At 68.7% G+C, this 15,564-nt stretch carries 15 protein-coding genes; 3 read left to right on the plus strand and 12 right to left on the minus strand.

Features of this window, described 5'->3' with window-relative positions; genetic code table 11:
* Positions 1–15: 15 nt before the first annotated feature.
* The 3 genes from D0C15_RS26230 (at position 16) to D0C15_RS26240 (ending at position 3,099) form a co-directional block, all read left to right on the plus strand.
* Complete coding sequence (locus tag D0C15_RS26230) at positions 16–1,086, plus strand: FecCD family ABC transporter permease (protein WP_116050597.1); 1,071 nt, start codon at positions 16–18, stop codon at positions 1,084–1,086.
* Positions 1,083–2,153, plus strand: coding sequence for a FecCD family ABC transporter permease (locus D0C15_RS26235; protein ID WP_116050598.1), 1,071 nt, complete (start codon positions 1,083–1,085; stop codon positions 2,151–2,153). Before D0C15_RS26230 ends, D0C15_RS26235 begins: the two co-directional genes overlap by 4 nt.
* 106 nt (positions 2,154–2,259) lie before the next feature.
* Entirely contained in the window at positions 2,260–3,099 is an 840-nt protein-coding gene (locus D0C15_RS26240) for an ABC transporter ATP-binding protein (RefSeq protein WP_116050600.1), read from the plus strand.
* Between the two features lie 191 nt (positions 3,100–3,290).
* Here the strand turns inward: D0C15_RS26240 and D0C15_RS26245 are convergent, their stop codons facing one another.
* From D0C15_RS26245 to D0C15_RS26300, 12 genes are all read right to left on the minus strand, one after another.
* The gene (locus D0C15_RS26245; RefSeq protein WP_116050602.1) at positions 3,291–3,590 is read right to left on the minus strand and encodes a YrhK family protein; all 300 of its coding nucleotides are present in this window, start codon (positions 3,588–3,590) and stop codon (positions 3,291–3,293) included.
* A 56-nt stretch (positions 3,591–3,646) separates the two neighbouring features.
* Complete coding sequence (locus D0C15_RS26250; protein ID WP_116050604.1) at positions 3,647–4,051, minus strand: SsgA family sporulation/cell division regulator; 405 nt, start codon at positions 4,049–4,051, stop codon at positions 3,647–3,649.
* Between the two features lie 182 nt (positions 4,052–4,233).
* On the minus strand, positions 4,234–5,541 hold the full coding sequence (locus D0C15_RS26255) for a class I SAM-dependent methyltransferase (protein WP_116050606.1): 1,308 nt from the start codon (positions 5,539–5,541) through the stop codon (positions 4,234–4,236).
* A 64-nt stretch (positions 5,542–5,605) separates the two neighbouring features.
* Positions 5,606–7,012 carry an FAD-binding oxidoreductase gene (locus tag D0C15_RS26260; RefSeq protein WP_116050608.1) on the minus strand — a complete coding sequence of 469 codons (1,407 nt, stop codon included), beginning with the start codon at positions 7,010–7,012 and terminating at the stop codon, positions 5,606–5,608.
* A 214-nt stretch (positions 7,013–7,226) separates the two neighbouring features.
* Positions 7,227–8,177 (minus strand): universal stress protein, encoded by a 951-nt coding sequence (locus D0C15_RS26265; RefSeq protein WP_116050609.1) that lies wholly within the window; start codon positions 8,175–8,177, stop codon positions 7,227–7,229.
* A 72-nt stretch (positions 8,178–8,249) separates the two neighbouring features.
* Complete coding sequence (locus D0C15_RS26270) at positions 8,250–8,684, minus strand: hypothetical protein (protein ID WP_211323329.1); 435 nt, start codon at positions 8,682–8,684, stop codon at positions 8,250–8,252.
* Positions 8,685–8,841: 157 nt separating this feature from the next.
* Positions 8,842–10,449 carry a solute symporter family protein gene (locus D0C15_RS26275; RefSeq protein ID WP_116050611.1) on the minus strand — a complete coding sequence of 536 codons (1,608 nt, stop codon included), beginning with the start codon at positions 10,447–10,449 and terminating at the stop codon, positions 8,842–8,844.
* On the minus strand, positions 10,449–10,802 hold the full coding sequence (locus tag D0C15_RS26280) for a DUF485 domain-containing protein (protein WP_116050613.1): 354 nt from the start codon (positions 10,800–10,802) through the stop codon (positions 10,449–10,451). The genes D0C15_RS26275 and D0C15_RS26280 overlap by 1 nt, the downstream gene beginning before the upstream one ends.
* A 102-nt stretch (positions 10,803–10,904) precedes the next feature.
* Positions 10,905–12,680, minus strand: a complete 1,776-nt coding sequence (locus D0C15_RS26285; RefSeq protein ID WP_116050614.1) for a sodium/solute symporter — start codon at positions 12,678–12,680, stop codon at positions 10,905–10,907.
* Positions 12,677–13,084, minus strand: coding sequence for a hypothetical protein (locus tag D0C15_RS26290; RefSeq protein WP_116050616.1), 408 nt, complete (start codon positions 13,082–13,084; stop codon positions 12,677–12,679). Before D0C15_RS26290 ends, D0C15_RS26285 begins: the two co-directional genes overlap by 4 nt.
* A 177-nt stretch (positions 13,085–13,261) precedes the next feature.
* Positions 13,262–14,032: a LytR/AlgR family response regulator transcription factor gene (locus D0C15_RS26295; RefSeq protein ID WP_116050618.1), complete on the minus strand. Its 771-nt coding sequence runs from the start codon at positions 14,030–14,032 to the stop codon at positions 13,262–13,264.
* Positions 14,033–14,137: 105 nt separating this feature from the next.
* Entirely contained in the window at positions 14,138–15,217 is a 1,080-nt protein-coding gene (locus D0C15_RS26300; protein WP_211323330.1) for a sensor histidine kinase, read from the minus strand.
* Positions 15,218–15,564 lie beyond the last annotated feature (347 nt).

Below are 15,564 nucleotides of genomic sequence, written 5' to 3' on the forward strand. Positions count from 1 at the left end.
TTCGGGAGGTATTCGGTGTCGGTCGCCGCGGACTCGCCTCCCTTCGCGCAGGAGGCATCCGGGAACCCGCAACCCAGCGAGCGGCGCACGGCGCACGCCGTGCGGGCGCTCGGCCTGCTCGTCGCCATCGGCGTGCTCGCCGTCGTGGTGCTGCTCAGCGTGTGGGTCGGGACGAAGGACATCCCGTTCACCTCGACCTGGAACGTGCTCTGGCAGCACGACGGGTCCAGCGATGCGGTGATCATCCACTCCTACCGGATCCCGAGAACCCTGCTGGGGTTCTTCGTCGGTGCCGCACTGGGTCTGTCGGGTGCGCTGATGCAGGCACTGACCCGCAATCCGCTGGCCGATCCCGGCCTGCTCGGCATCAGCCTCGGCGCGTCGAGCGGAGTGGTCGTGGCGATCGGGTTCCTCGGGATCGCGACGGTGCTCGGCTACGTCTGGTTCGCCTTCGCCGGCGCCGCGGTGGCCTCGGTCGTGGTCTACCTGATCGGGTCCTCCGGGCGCAGCACGGCCACGCCGGAACGGCTGGTGCTCGCCGGTATGGCGCTCACCGCGGTTCTGTACGCCTTCAACACCGCGGTGCTGCTGCTCGATCCGTTGGCATTCAACGAGTTCCGCTTCTGGAACGTCGGCTCGCTCGCGGGACGCGGATACGGGGTGCTGTGGGCGGTGCTGCCCTTCATCCTGCTGGGCATCGTGCTGGCACTCTCGCTGATCCGGCCGCTGAACGTCCTGGCCATGGGGGACCAGCTCGGCAAGGCCCTCGGTGCCAACCTCGGCCGGACCCGGCTGGTCGGCGCCTTCGCGGTCACACTGCTCTGCGGCGCGGCGACGGCGGCGATCGGCCCTGTCTGGTTCGTCGGATTGGCCGTCCCACACGTGGCCCGGCTGGTGGTCGGCCCCGACCAGCGCTGGGTGCTGCCGTACTCCCTCGTGCTCGCGCCGATCCTGCTGCTCGGCGCGGATGTGCTGGGCAGGGTGGTCGCCGCGCCGAGTGAACTGCAGGTCGGGATCGTGACGGCGTTCCTCGGTGCGCCGGTGTTCATCGCCCTGTGCAGGCGCAGGAAGCCGGTCGCCCTGTGAACACACTGGGAGTCAGCGCCGGCGGGCCGGTCAGCGGGCGGGTCGTACGCGGCAGGCGCGACGGCTGGTCGGTTCGCGTGAACGGACGCTCTTTCGTCGTCGGCCTCGTTCTCGCGGTGGTCCTCGCCTGCGTAGTCGTGGTCACCCTCACCAGCGGCGAGTACCCGCTGTCGGTGGCGGAGGTGCTGAGCGCGCTCGCCGGACAGGGTGACTCCGGTGCCGACTTCATCGTCAACACCCTGCGCCTGCCCCGCGTGCTGACCGCCGTGCTCGTCGGTGCCGCGCTCGCCGTCAGCGGTGCCGTCATGCAAACGCTGACGCGAAACCCACTCGCCAGCCCGGACATCATCGGCTTCACCCACGGCTCGGCCAGCGGTGCGCTGGTGGTCATCATCGTGCTGAACGGTTCCATGGCCCAGGTCGCGGGTGGCGCGCTGCTCGGCGGGCTGGTCACCGCGATAGCCATGTACCTGCTGGCCTTCACCCGTGGTGTGCAGGGGTTCCGGTTCGTTCTCGTGGGGATCGGTATCGCCGCCATGGCGCTGGCGCTGAATTCGTACCTGATCACCCAGGCCAGCCTGCAGGACGCCCTCGCGGCGCAGGGCTGGCTGATCGGCAGCATCAACGGACGGGGCTGGGACCACGCCGTGCCGGTGGGGCTGGCGGTGGCGGTGCTGGTACCGCTCGCGCTGCATCACGGCAGGCGGCTGGGCATGCTCGAACTCGGTGACGACGCCGCGAAGGCGCTGGGCGTCGGGGTGCAGCGCAGCAGACTCGTGCTCATCGCGGTGAGCGTGGCGCTGGCGGCAGTCGCCACGGCCGCGGCGGGTCCGATCTCGTTCGTCGCGCTGGCGGCACCACAACTGACCCGCAAGATCACCAGGGTGCCGGGCGCGAGCCTGATTCCCTCGGCGCTACTCGGCGCACTGCTGCTGGCCGGTGGCGACCTCGCCGTCCAGCGGCTGTTCCCGACGAGTCAGCTGCCGGTCGGCACGGCCACGGGCACGATCGGCGGGCTCTACATGATCTGGTTGTTGGCACGCGAATGGCGTCGGGGGCGGCCATGAGCGACCGGCACTGTGAGCGAGTCGGGTACGGCACCGAGCGAATGTGCGGCCCGCGGGCGAGTGAGGCAATGGGCATGAGCACGACGGAGGAGCGAGGACCGACACGATGACCAGGTTGCACGCGGAGAACCTGACGCTGGCCTACGACCAGCGGACCGTCGCCACCGACCTCGGCGTGGCCATTCCCGACGGATCCTTCACGGTCATCGTCGGCCCGAACGCCTGTGGGAAGTCGACGCTGTTGAAAGCGCTGGCCCGGATGCTCAAGCCGGCGACCGGCGCTGTCTATCTCGACGGGGCGGCCATCTCCGGGTACCGATCGAGAGAGGTCGCCAGGCGGCTCGGTCTGCTGCCCCAGACCTCGATCGCGCCGAACGGAATCACCGTCGGCGACCTGGTCGCCAGAGGGCGGTATCCGCACCAGCGGCTGCTGCGGCAGTGGTCCAGGGAGGACGAGGCCGTGGTGACGGAGTCGATGCGGCGAACGGGCGTGCTGGAGCTGTCCGGCAGGCTGGTGGACGAGCTCTCCGGCGGCCAGCGGCAGCGGGTGTGGCTCGCCATGGTCCTGGCGCAGCAGACCTCCATCCTGCTGCTCGACGAGCCCACCACGTTCCTGGACATCGCCCATCAGGTCGAGGTCCTGGATCTGTGTGCCGATCTGCACGAGGACGAGGGTCATACGCTGGTCGCGGTGCTGCACGACCTCAACCAGGCCTGCCGGTACGCCACGCACCTGATCGTCATGCGGCCGGGGGGAGAGGTGGTCGCCGAGGGGGACCCGGCCACCGTCATCACCGCGGAGCTGGTGGCCGACGTCTTCGGCCTGCCCTGCCGGATCATCGACGATCCGGAGACCGGGACACCGCTGGTGGTCCCGCTGCGCCGCGGCAGGCAGGGAAACAACGGAAAGCCCGTCACAGCGGCGGCCGCGGTCCCCGCCCCCTGACCACGCCCCGGATGGTCACAGCACACCCCGGGCAGGCAAGTCCCGTTCTCAGGATGGGGTGTCTGCAAGTACGCCCAAGCAAGATCGAATAGTGCCGCAACTACCACCAACTGAGTTGCCGGTGAAACAGCTTGGTAGCGGTTGAAGGCGTTGTTGATCTTGCATGGGCGTACTTGCAGACACCCCAATCCTTAGAAGTCGGCGGCTGTCTCGGCTGGGGTGCCCGCGGAGATCCTGCGCAGGTGCAACCGCCTGCGTAGCCGGATGGCCGGGCGCGCGGCGAACTGCAGGCTGCCGAGGAGGAAGAGCACGGTCCCGGCCGTGGCCAGCGAGTCGAACAGGAAGAACACGCTGCCCACCACGAACCAGAGTGCGATGAGGAAGTCGTTGATGATGCTGGCCACCTCGTACCGGCGACGCACGACCAGCTCTTCGTGCCCGAAGTGCAGGATCAATGGGTGGTCGTCAGCAGAACCCCGAGACGTTGTCATCCATCGATACTGACACCGTGCGCGCCGATCCTCAGTGTGTACGGACGCGGCCCTCGTCAGACGTTGGTGATCTCGTCGATCAGTGTCTCGACGTCGAAATGCTCCTCCTCGGAGCCCAGCGGGACGATGTCGATCGTGGCGGCGAGGAAGCGCTCCACGTCGTCCCGCTGCATCTCGACGACCGCGTAGCCGTCCGGCGACTCGATCTCCAGGATGAGGACGTCGTCATCCAGCGCGAGGTCGGGCCGGACCCGGACGTCACCGATCCCGGCTGGCTCGGTGAGTCCCTGTACGAGCAGCTCCCTCGCGAAGGACCACTCGACCCACCGCCCCTTCTCGGCCTGGAAGGCCATGTTGACCGCGTACGGCTCATAGGCCAGGTAGGAGCAGCGGGAGAGCACCGGCGCCGGTGAGCTGCTCAGTGCGACGAACTGGTGCTGGTGTACGGAGTCGGTGATCACGTCTCGCCCCTCCTGTCGTTGTTCGCACGGCGCGAACGGGCTTGTTGATGAGGGGATGGCCGTGACGACAGGTCGTGACGCCTGGATACGGGTTTCTCACATGATCGGGTGAACATGGACAGCTGGCAGTAACGACGGTCACAGCTCGTCGTGGTTTGCCGCTCGCGCAGGTCGAACCCTGATCAGACGCCCCAGTCGGGCCGAAGTGGCATTCCGGACGAACCGTCCGCGCTCGCTCGCACACCGAGGGTCTGGTGCAGTTCGAGCTGATGCCGCTCGAACGCGAGCCGGGAGGCGGCCATGTAGAGCGCCCACACCCTGACGCGCCCGACACCGGCCTCTGCCGCCGCATCCTCCCAGTTGGCGTCCAGGTTGTCGCACCAGCCGGCCAGCGTCCGCGCATAGTGCTCACGCAGGTTCTCGTCGTGCCTGATCTCGAAACCGTTGCCCTGCATGACGGAGGTGATCTCGCCGATGCCCTCCAGCTCGCCGTCCGGGAAAACGTAGCGATCGAAGAACGGGCCGACCCGGTGCGGGGCCGTGCTGGTCGGCCTGGTGATGCAGTGGTTGAGCAACCGGCCGCCATCGCGCAGGCGGGAGGACAGGAACCGGAAGTACGCGGACAGGCCGCGCGCTCCGATGTGCTCGGTGAGCCCGATCGAGGAAACGGCGTCGAAGCCGGTCTCCGTCACATCGCGGTAGTCGAGGTGGCGCACCTCGACCCGGTCGGCGAGGCCGCGCGCGACCACGGCCTTCTGCGCCCAGTTCGCCTGCTGTCTGGACAGCGTCACCCCGAGCGCCTGCACGCCGTAGTGCTCGGCGGCGTGCATCGCCATGCCGCCCCAGCCGCAGCCGACGTCCAGCAGTCGCATGCCGGGCTCCAGCCCGAGCTTGCGGCACACCAGGTCGAACTTGTGCCACTGGGCGTGCTCCAGCGTGGCCCCCTCCTCCGGGAAGCAGGCGCAGGTGTAGGCCATGGACGGCCCGAGCACCATCTCGTAGAAGCGGTTGGACACGTCGTAGTGCCGGGAGATGGCGACGCTGTCGCGCCCCTTGGAATGCCGCAGGCCGAACCAGCCGCGACGGATCCGCCCGACCAGCTCCTCCTCGGGTGGTGTGAACCTGTGGAGATGACCGGGAGCCAGCTCGCGGAGTAACCGCACAGCATCGCGCCAGCCGAACGTGTCGAGCAGGGGAATGAGCGTACGCAGCACGGTGTAGAGGTTGCCGGTGATGGTGAGATGGCCGCTGACATACGCCCGAGCCAGCCCGAGCTCACCCGGAGCGGACAACAGGTAGCTCACCGCGGCCGGAGAATTCAGTGCCATGCCGTGCTGCGCGTCCGGCGAGCCCGCGCTGCTCCCGTCGTACATGTCGATCCGCAGCGGAACATCGCCGGGCAGCAACTGGTCGAATGCGCGGGCGAGTCCCCGCGTAGCACTGCCCTCGCCGTTCGCCTGCCCGCGCCGGCCGTGATCTGTCCTGTACATCCGCACCCACCTCGTTCCCCTGTGGACTACCTGCCTGCCGCGTCCTTGTCGCGCCCGCACGATCTCACCGCTCGAGGACACACTTGTCGAAGAGATCGAGTAGACGCTTTTCCGGGTCGTACCGTCGTTTCAGCTCCCGGTAGGTCGCGCCGTCGTAGAGTCGCCAGAACTCGTCGCGGTCGTAGAAACTGGCGGAGTAGAGCGACTTGCGGCCACCGAGCCGGGTGACCGTCTGCTCGATGAGCCGGTTGTACGTCCCGTCCTCTTCTTCCTCGCCCAGTTCCACCGAGGACCAGAATCCGAAGTTGACGTAGAGCGTGTCCGGATCCAGCTCGTACAAGGGCCACCGCGTTCTGTCCCGCTGCTGGATCGGGCAGATCCACACAGGACTGATCCCGATCTCGCGTTCGAAGAAGTCGAGGAATTCCGCCGCTCTGTCGACCGGAACCTCGATGTCCTGCACCACGGTCTCCCTCGAAGCGTTGCCCCGCGCCGCGTCGATTCGCGCCATCACCCGATGTTTGCGCTCGAAGTTCACAACCTTCCAGTAGACGTCGGAGCGCAAAAGCCGCCTGCCGAGCAGCAGCCGCACCGGCAGCCGTTGCACGCCGAGCGCGCCGGAGCACCAGAACCAGTCGGTGTCCCACCGCCACAGGTAGTCCCGCACGGTCAGGTAGTCGCTACGCCTGCGCCGGATGGAGCGGTAGTAGATGCCCAGCCAGGTGTAGTCGGAGGTGTAAGGCGCCACATCGGTGCAGGTGCCCAGCGTGAGGTACTGCTCGCCCGGGCCGAACACGGTGCCGTCCACGAAGTCCACCGGCTCCCCCCGGTAGTGCCCGCTGCGGCAGACCTCTTCGAGTTCGGTGAAGTAGGTGCGCGAGTCGTCGTGGCGTACGTGCCGGAGCCGGACGTAGGGCTTGACCGGGGTCAGTGCTATCCGTAGCCGGAGCGCGTAGCCGAGAGTGCCGTAGGAGTTGGGAAAGCCGGTGAAGAGATCTCGGTGCTCGTTGTCCGGCGTCGCGACGAGGATCTGTCCTTCGCCGGTGAGGATCTCCAGTTCGAGGACCGACTCGTGGGGCATGCCGTGGCGGAACGAAGAGGACTCGATGCCGAGTCCGGTCACCGCTCCGCCCAGGGTGATGGTCTTCAGCTGTGGCACGACCAGCGGCATCAGGCCGTGTTCGAGCGTGGCACGTACCAGTTTCTCGTAGGTGACCATTCCCTCGACGTCGGCGGTCCTGCCGTCGGGATCGATGTGCAGCACCTCGGTGAAGCCGGATACGTCGAGGCCGTGCTGGTCGGGCTCGGCTCGGCCGCGGAACAGGTTGGAGGTGCGCTTGGCGAGGCGGATCGGCCTGTCCCTCGGGACGGAGTCGAGTTGTGCGCGCAGCCGCTCGACCCGTGCGTGATGCGCGGGGTGCTCGATCCCGGTCGGTGATCCGGCTCCGTGACCTCGGGCTGCGTTCGCCATACGACCATCCTGGACCGCATATCCCGCCCGGTCCACCGGGATATTTCCCCGTTACTCCAGCTGGGGCAGCCCGGTGCGAGGTCGTGGATGGGCGGGAGGAGCCGCACACGACCCGGCTCGGCGTGCACGGGCTTGTCGGCCCGTCCGTGGATTCCGTACGCGGCCGGGCCGAAGTCACGCCCGTGGCACCTCGGGTCGATCCGAATCTGCCAACTCACGCCCTGGAACTGCAAAGTCGGCCCCGGAAACTGCCAACTCGCGCCCTGGAACTGCAAAGTCGGGTGGTTAGTCGGGGGTGCGGAGGAGGGCTACCGGGCAGGGGGAGTGGTAGAGCACGGCGTGGCTGACCGAGCCGAGGAAGGCAGCCGACCACGACCAAGGTGGCGTCCTGAGCGTGGGTGAGCAGTGCGTGTGCGGGGCGGTCGGCCACCCGCTCCCAGCGCACCGGTACGTCGGGGAATTCTCGCTGCCGGGCCGTGATCTGCCGGTGGACGGGTTCGTCCGCCTCCACCGGGTCGGCCTGGCTCTCGCCGGTGTGCGCCGGCTCCATGAGATCGAGCGGGCTGTCCGACCAGGCGTGCACCGCGCGCACCGGAAGGCCGTGGCGCGCGGCGAAGTCGAACGCGAAGTCGACGGCTCGATCACTTGCCGGTGAGCCGTCGGCACCGACCACCACGGGGCCTTGTTCCCCGTCGCCCCCGGTGTCGCCGCGGACCACCAGGACCGGGACACGCGCCGTCCTGACGGTCTCGCCCGCCGTGGACCCGAGCAGCGCGCGGGGCAGTGCGCTCAGTCCGGCCGATCCGAGCACCAACAGCTGGGACTTCTGCTCCTCGGCGATCGCCGGGAGGGTCCGCTCTGCCCTGCCGTCCGGCATGGAGGTACGAACCTCGAGGCCCGGCCGGGCGGAGCGGTACTGCTCGGCCAGCGCGAGCAGTCGTTCGTTCGCGAGTTCCCGGACCCTTCCCTCAGCGGTCCAGTCCGTCCCCGTCCAACCCGCGGCCAGCACCGGTGGTGTCCAGTCGAAGGCGTGCACGATCAACAACGGGCAGCCGCGCTTCGCCGCCTCTTCCGCCGCCCAGTCGGTGGCGCTCGCCGCGCCCGTCGAGCCGTCGAAACCGACGACGACGGGTTGTCCGGTCGATGCCATCTCGTCGGTGGACACGATGAGCTCCTTCCGCGCGGATGCGGATTCTGGCGCCCGGATGCCCGGCCTCGCGGATTCCTACACCCTCGTTCAGGCGGGCCGCACCTCGGAAACCTGCAGTGGAACTCCCTGCTGGCAGAAGGTCATCGTGTCCGGTTCGAGGCGCCCGCGTATGACCACCTCGGCTCCGGCCCGCAACTCCTGCTGCCCGCCCAGCAGCAGATACGGCCCGCCATCGCCGTCGAGTAGCAGGCAACCGGCCTCCACTCCGGGTTGCACGACCCCGCGCACCGTCACCTCGCCACGTGCCGGCGGAGGCAGCGAGGTCGCCGTGGGCTGCGGGGAAGGGCCGGGCGTGGACGCGGGTGGTGTCGAAGGGGTGGGAGGCGATGTGCTGTTCGTGACGTTGCCTTCCTGCTCGTCCCCGGGTTCGCCGGTGCCGCCGCAGGCGACGAGGAAAAGAGCCATGGGTAGCAGCACGGCGAGGCCGCAGGTCCGCCGGAGGAGATTCTCGGTCCACCGCATGTCCGCCTCCTGGTTCACGGGCGCAGGGCATACCCGATGCGCTCAACTCTGACACAGTCGCGCCCGAGGAACCGGCGAAACGGCCGACGCGGCCGCCCCGGAGTACGGGACGGCCGCGCCTGCCGTTTTCGGATTCTGCGGTCCGGCGGTCGACTTCCTAGTGGGAAGTGGCCTTTTCCGAGCCGGCACCGGTGAGGGAACGGACCTCCATCTCGTTGTACTTGTTCTCGAGGTGTTCCTTGGAAAGCCGGGTACCGAGCCAGCCGAGGAAGAAGGACACCGGGATCGAGACGAGCCCTGGGTTGGATAGCGGGAACCACGCGAAGTCGACGGACTTGATCATCGACTTGGGCCCGCCGGACACCGCGGGGGAGAACGCGATCAGCAGGATGGTGACCGTGAGCCCACCGTAGATCGACCAGAGCGCGCCGTTGGTGTTGAACCGCTTCCAGAACAGCGAGTACAGGATGGTCGGCAGGTTCGCCGAGGCTGCCACCGCGAACGCCAGCGCGACGAGGAACGCCACGTTCTGGTCCTTCGCCCCGATTCCGCCGATGATGGCGACGGCGCCGATGACCAGTGCGGTGATGCGGGCGACGCGGACCTCGGCGTGTTTGCTGTCGACCTTGCCCTTCTTGATCACGTTGGCGTACACGTCGTGGGCGAACGACGCACTCGCGGTGATCGTCAATCCCGCGACCACCGCCAGGATGGTCGCGAAGGCGACCGCGGCGATGAACCCGAGCAGCAACGGCCCGCCGAGTTCCAGCGCGAGCAGCGGAGCGGCGGCGTTCTCCCCGCCTGGGGCGTTCGCGATGGCTTCCGGTCCGACGATCGCGGCGGCACCGTAGCCGAGAACGAGGCTGAACAGGTAGAACAGCCCGATCAGGGCGATCGCCCACACCACAGAACGACGCGCGTCCTTGGCGGTGGGCACGGTGTAGAACCGCATCAGCACGTGCGGCAATCCGGCTGTACCCAGCACCAGCGCCAGCGCGAGCGACAGGAAGTCGATCTTGGTCGTGTCGGTTGCCCCGTACTTCGCACCCGGGTTCAGCAACTCCTGGCCGCTCTCACCCGCACGCTCGACGGCTCCGCCGAGCAGGCCCGAGAGGTTGAAGCCGTAGCGGCCCAGCACCCAGGCGGTCATCACCGCGGCACCGGAGATCAGCAGCGCGGCCTTGATGATCTGCACCCAGGTGGTGCCCTTCATCCCGCCGACGAGCACGTAGATGATCATGATGACGCCGACCACGGCGATCACCACACTCTGCCCCGCGTCGCTGGAGATGCCGAGCAGCAGCGACACCAGGATCCCGGCGCCGGCCATCTGGGCGAGCAGGTAGAAGAAGCTCACCGCCAGCGTCGAGGTCGCGGCCGCCGCACGCACCGGGCGCTGGCGCATCCGGAACGCCAGCACATCGCCCATGGTGAACTTGCCGGTGTTGCGCATCAACTCCGCGACCAGCAACAGCGCCACCAGCCAGGCGACCAGGAACCCGATCGAGTACAGGAACCCGTCGTAGCCGTAGACGGCGATGGCACCGGTGATCCCGAGGAACGAGGCGGCCGAGAGGTAGTCCCCGGAGATCGCGATCCCGTTCTGCGGGCCGGAGAACGACCTGCCGGCCGCGTAGTAGTCCGAAGCGGTCTTGGTGTTGCGCGACGCGCGGAACACCACCACCAGCGTGATCACCACGAACGCGGCGAAAATGCTGATGTTCAGTATCGGGCTGCCGCCCTCAACGCCCTGTGCGAACACCATCAGCGCTCACCACCCTCGGTGCCCTCGATGTCTTCGCGGATCCTGTCCGCGATGGGATCCAGCTTGCGGTTCGCGTACCGCACGTACAGACCGGTGATCACGAAGGTCGACACGAACTGCAGCAACCCGAAGATCAAGCCGATGTTGATGTTGCCGAACACCGGCGTCGACATGAATCCGTGGGCGTAGTCCGCCATCAGCACGTACAGCAGGTACCAACCGAGGAACACCGCCGCCATCGGGAAGACGAATCCACGCAGCCGCTTACGCAGTTCCACGAACTCGGCGCTGGAGTGGACCTCGTTCCATACCTCCGGCCCTGGTGGACTGGACGTTTGCTCACTCGTCGTCACTTCGACCTCCTCGTCGCCTGCGGCAGTGCTGCGGGCAGGCTCGCCTGCCTGGACACCGTGTTCCGCGACACAGTAGGGAAGGCAGGCGAAATGCCGGAATCCTCAGCGGACCAACCGGCGCGTGATGCGACGAACGGCCGACGAACGGCGGGCGGACCACGACGAGTGGCCCAGGTCACGAACCGCTGCCTGCCGATCGGCGAACGGGGAGACACGGTGCTCGGGCAGGTGCAGCCGCAGCATCGCCGCCGTCGACCACGGCGGTGGCCTGCTGAACAGCGAAACCACGATCATCGTGGTGAACGCCAGCGGCACCGACCACGGTGCGGGCTGGATGAGCAGGATCGCGAGCCAGCCGTCGACCGGTGGGTCGAACAGGACGGTGGCGAAGGCGCCTCCTGAGGCGGCCAGCCCGGCGGCCACGCCGGCGATCGCGCCGGGCGCGGTGAGTCTGGACCACCAGATGCCGAGCACCAGCAGTGGGCAGAACGTCGAGGCGGCCACGGTGAACGCCCAGGTCACCAGCGTTCCCGCATCGAATCGGGCGGCCGGCAGAGCCAGCAGCACGACGATCACAGCCGCCCCGACAACGGTCATTCGCAGCTGTCTCAGCCCGCCGGGCACGAGGTCGTGGGAGATGGCCCCGGAGACGACCAGCAGCAGCCCGAGGGAGGTGGCCAGGAACGCGGCGAACGCACCCGCGGTGAGCAGGGCGGTGAACAGCGACCCCCACGGACCGGTGTCCACCTGGGCGGGTAGCGCCACCACCGCGGTGTCCGTGGCGCCGGACAGGTACAGCTGCGGCACCAGCACCCGGCCGAGTACGCCGTAGATGCCGGGGAACAGGTAGAACACGCTGAGCAGGACGACCGTGAACGCCGCCGTCCGGCGAGCGGCGCGGCCGTCCGGGCTGGTGTGGAAGCGCATCAGCACGTGCGGCAGGCCCATGGTCCCGAGCATGGTGGCCAGCAGTACCGCCCACGTGCTGAGCAGGGGGTATCCGGTCTCGCGCAGGTCGAGCAGCGGTCGCTGCCACCCTGGACCGCCCGGCGCGGTCTCACCGGGTAGCGCGGGGACCCGGGAGCCTTCCGGGAACACCACGGTGCGCCCGCCCGCCACCTGCCAGTCCCCGGGTGGCAGCGGCGTCACCGATCCGTCCGGCTCCAGCACGGAGGCACCTTCGGGCACGTCCAGAGTCACCGGAACGCGAAACACGACCGAGGTCTCGCGGTCGAACTCGGTGAACTCGGCCGGATGCAGGGCTTGCCCGCGCACGTCCGGTCCGACCTGCAGCAGCAGCCAGATCGCCGGGATGATGAACAGCACCAGCTTGAAGCAGAACTGGAACGCCTGGACGTAGGTGGCCGCGCGCATTCCGCCCAATGCCAGGGTGGTGCTCACCGCGGTGCCCGCGATGACGACACCCACCCAGTACGGTGTCCCGCTCACCACGCTGAGCACGAGGCCCGCTGTCCGGAACTGGGGGACCAGGTAGAGCCCGCTGATCATCAGCACCACGACCGCGGCGAGCCTGCGCAGTCCAGGGGAGGCGAGTCGGGCCTCGGCGAAGTCCGGCACGGTGAGCGCACCCGAGCGGCGCATCGGCGCGGCGACCAGCGCGAGCATGGCGATGAAGCCGGCGGCGAACCCGACGGCGTACCAGAGCGAGCCGATCCCGTCCTTCACCACGAGCCCGGCCACCCCGAGGAAGGACGCCGCCGAAAGGTACTCCCCGGAGACCGCCGCCGAGTTCAGCAGCGGGGACACCCGGCGCGAGGCGACGAGGAAGTCCGAGGTCGTGCGCATCGCGGCGACCCCGCGCAGCCCGATCAGCAGTGTCACGATGATGACCGGCGCCACGGCGAGCGCGACGATCATTCGCGCCTCCCCGGGCCGCTCCGGGAACTTCCCGAGTGCCCCGGTCGCTCGGTGTGCTCGGAGTTCTCCGGATGCTCCGCCCTGCGCAACTGCCACAGGGCGAGCAGCACCATCGCCGGGAACGGGAGTACGCCCAGTGCCAGCCAGGACAGCGGGATATCCGCGATGCGCACCTGGTCCAGTTCGGGGAAGGCCGCCAGCGTGAGTGAGAGCCCGACCACCAGCGTGCCCAGCAGGCCGATGGCGACCGCGGCTCGCCTCCGCTGGATCCGGTACAGGGCGACGGCGTGCTCGGCCTCGGCCGGGTGCAGGGTGCTGACTCGCCAGCGGCCCCTTGGCCTGCGGCGGGAGTGTGCGAGCCGGGTCTGGGGGCTGGTGACCGCGACCCTGCGGTTGCCGGTCATCGTGGGAGTGTCACAGCGCAGTTGAAAACGCGCGACACGATCGCGTCGCCGGGGCTCGGACCTGATCTCGTTAGTTCCTGCCTGCTGCAACGACGCCCCGCCGCCGCGATCGTGGAGCTTCGCCGGGCGCGTTCTGTCACTCCCGTGACCTCGCATGTCCCGGTTCTCATCCGCTTGTCACAGCCTTTGCTCGGGACGGCTCAGATCACCACGTCGCGCGGCGTGCAGCAGTCGCTCCCGCAGTTCCCTGGCGTGCCGGCGACTGACCGGAACGTCACCGAGGTCGGTGTGGGCCAGTAGCCCGCCGACGGAGTCGCTGCGCAGCTCCCTTACCGCCTCCAGCGCGACCAGGAAGCCACGGTGCGTACGGGCGAAACCGGCGTGCTCCCAGTACTCCTCCAGCCGGGAGATCGGCATGCGAACCAGGTGGACGCCGCTGGGGGTGTGCAGGCGCACGTAGTCGCCGTGGGCCTCGGCGAAGCGGACCTCGTCGCGATGGACGTATCGGGTGCGGCCACCGGATTCCACCGGCAGCGCGGCCATCGCGTCCGGCTGCACCGGCACCGAGTCCTCGGCGGGTGCGATGCGGGTGACCCTGGCCAGCGCGTCGGCGAGTCGTTCCGGGCGTACCGGCTTGAGCAGGTAGTCCACCGCGCCGACGCCGAAGGCCGCGATCGCGTGCTCGTCGTAGGCGGTGACGAAGACGACCACGGGTGGTTCGGCGAGTTTCGCGAGCAGCGAGGCGAGTTCCAGCCCGTCGAGGCCGGGCATCGCGATATCCAGGAACACCGCGTCGAAACGTTCGTTCTGGATCATCCTGAGCGCGGAGAGCGCCTCACCCGCGCCGGCTACCTCACCCACCTCGGCCGCTTCCCGTAGCAACCGGCACAGATCGTCCAGCGCTGCCGGGACGTCGTCGACGGCGAGCACACGCAGTCCGCTGCTCATGTCGTTTGCCTCATTCGCCGGCTGGCCGCACATCGCTCGGTGCCATATCCGGCTCGCACACTGTGCCAGTCGATCATGACCTTCCTCCCGTCCGCCGCAGGGTCTTCACGGCATCACTCCGGGCTGGAACCGGGGCACCCGCACGATCACCCGGGTGCCGTCGTTCTCGGCCGTCTCGACCACCAGCCCGAACCAGGGGCCGTACACGTTACGCAGCCGCCGGTCGACGTTGGCCAGGCCCATGCTGCCGGGCGGGCTGTCACCGGCCAGGATCGAGGCGGCGAGGCCGGGATCCATGCCGACCCCGTCGTCGTCGACGCTGATCACGCAGTCGGCGCCCTCGGCCTCACCCGTCACCAGCACCAGCCCGCCACCCGTGCGCGGTTCGATCCCGTGCCGGATCGCGTTCTCCACCACCGGTTGCAGGACCAGATAGGGGATGGCCACCGCGAGTACCTCCGGGGCCACCCGTACCTGGACACGGAGGCGGTCGCCGAGGACGGCGCGCTGCAGGGCGAGGTAGGTCTCGATGGCGTGGAACTCGTCCGCCACGGTGGTGTACTCGCCGTGGCTGGCCAGGCTGTAGCGGATGTAGTCGGCGAAGTCGAGCATCAGTTCCCGGGAGCGGTCCGGTTCGGACCGGACCAGCGCGGCGATCACCGTGAGTGCGTTGTAGACGAAGTGCGGGGAGATCTCCGCGCGGAGTGCACGCAGTTCGGCCTGCGCCGCGTGTTCCGCGGAAGCCTCGAGGTGACCGCGTTCCAGCGCCGCCACGATCACGCCCGCGACCTCGCGGACGGCCGCGGCCTTCGTGCCACCACAAGCGACCAGCACGCCGGCCATCTCGTCGTGCACGTACAGCGGCAGCGCCACGACGCGGCCCCGGCCGGCGCGACTCTCGGTCTGCAGCACCTTTTCGACCACGACGCCCAGGTCGGCGTCGGCGGGCGCGGTCCCGGCCAGGACCAGCCTGCCGGACAGGTCGGCAAGGCCCGCGGCCTCGGCGCCGAGCAGGCGCCGGACGCCCCTCGCCGCGGCACGTACCCGTGGGCCGGAGAGGCCGTCGGCGAGGTCGTCGGTCACGTGTCGTGCGGTCTCCAGCACCGAGGCGGTGTCCGAGCGCGACTTCGACAGCCGTGGCCACATCGTGTCCCGGCTGTTGTCCCGGTCGGCGGGAACCGTCATCCGTCACTCCCATCCACGTCGACGGGTAGCACCAGATACTAGAGTGACCGATGCGGTCGTCCCCGATGTCGTCTCCGCCGACCGACGATCCTGCCCGCCCGCATGACCGTTTGTCCCGTTTCACGCGCCGTCTGTCGCGCGGGCGCTCGTTCCACCGTCGGTCGCGTCCTATGGTCCTCGGTCATGAGCAACGACGCCTTGTCCAACCTGTCCAGTGAATCCCGTTCTTTTGCGCCCTCTGCTGAGTTCGTTGCGGGGGCGAATGTGTCTGGGGAGTGGTATGAGCGGGCTGGGGTGGATCGTGAGGGGTTTTGGGCGGAGCAGGCTGGGCGGTTGTCGTGGGAGCG

Source organism: Amycolatopsis palatopharyngis, from assembly GCF_003385185.1.
Taxonomy (GTDB): domain Bacteria; phylum Actinomycetota; class Actinomycetes; order Mycobacteriales; family Pseudonocardiaceae; genus Amycolatopsis; species Amycolatopsis palatopharyngis.

What these genes read in the sequence shown, in the direction of transcription:
- D0C15_RS26240 (WP_116050600.1), top strand. Translation starts at nt 2,260, where the DNA reads ATGACCAGGTTGCACGCGGAGAACCTGACGCTGGCCTACGACCAGCGG.
- D0C15_RS26245 (WP_116050602.1), bottom strand. Translation starts at nt 3,590, where the DNA reads ATGACAACGTCTCGGGGTTCTGCTGACGACCACCCATTGATCCTGCAC.
- D0C15_RS26255 (WP_116050606.1), bottom strand. Translation starts at nt 5,541, where the DNA reads ATGTACAGGACAGATCACGGCCGGCGCGGGCAGGCGAACGGCGAGGGC.
- D0C15_RS26260 (WP_116050608.1), bottom strand. Translation starts at nt 7,012, where the DNA reads ATGGCGAACGCAGCCCGAGGTCACGGAGCCGGATCACCGACCGGGATC.
- D0C15_RS26270 (WP_211323329.1), bottom strand. Translation starts at nt 8,684, where the DNA reads ATGCGGTGGACCGAGAATCTCCTCCGGCGGACCTGCGGCCTCGCCGTG.
- D0C15_RS26275 (WP_116050611.1), bottom strand. Translation starts at nt 10,449, where the DNA reads ATGGTGTTCGCACAGGGCGTTGAGGGCGGCAGCCCGATACTGAACATC.
- D0C15_RS26285 (WP_116050614.1), bottom strand. Translation starts at nt 12,680, where the DNA reads ATGATCGTCGCGCTCGCCGTGGCGCCGGTCATCATCGTGACACTGCTG.
- D0C15_RS26290 (WP_116050616.1), bottom strand. Translation starts at nt 13,084, where the DNA reads ATGACCGGCAACCGCAGGGTCGCGGTCACCAGCCCCCAGACCCGGCTC.
- D0C15_RS26295 (WP_116050618.1), bottom strand. Translation starts at nt 14,032, where the DNA reads ATGAGCAGCGGACTGCGTGTGCTCGCCGTCGACGACGTCCCGGCAGCG.
- D0C15_RS26300 (WP_211323330.1), bottom strand. Translation starts at nt 15,217, where the DNA reads ATGACGGTTCCCGCCGACCGGGACAACAGCCGGGACACGATGTGGCCA.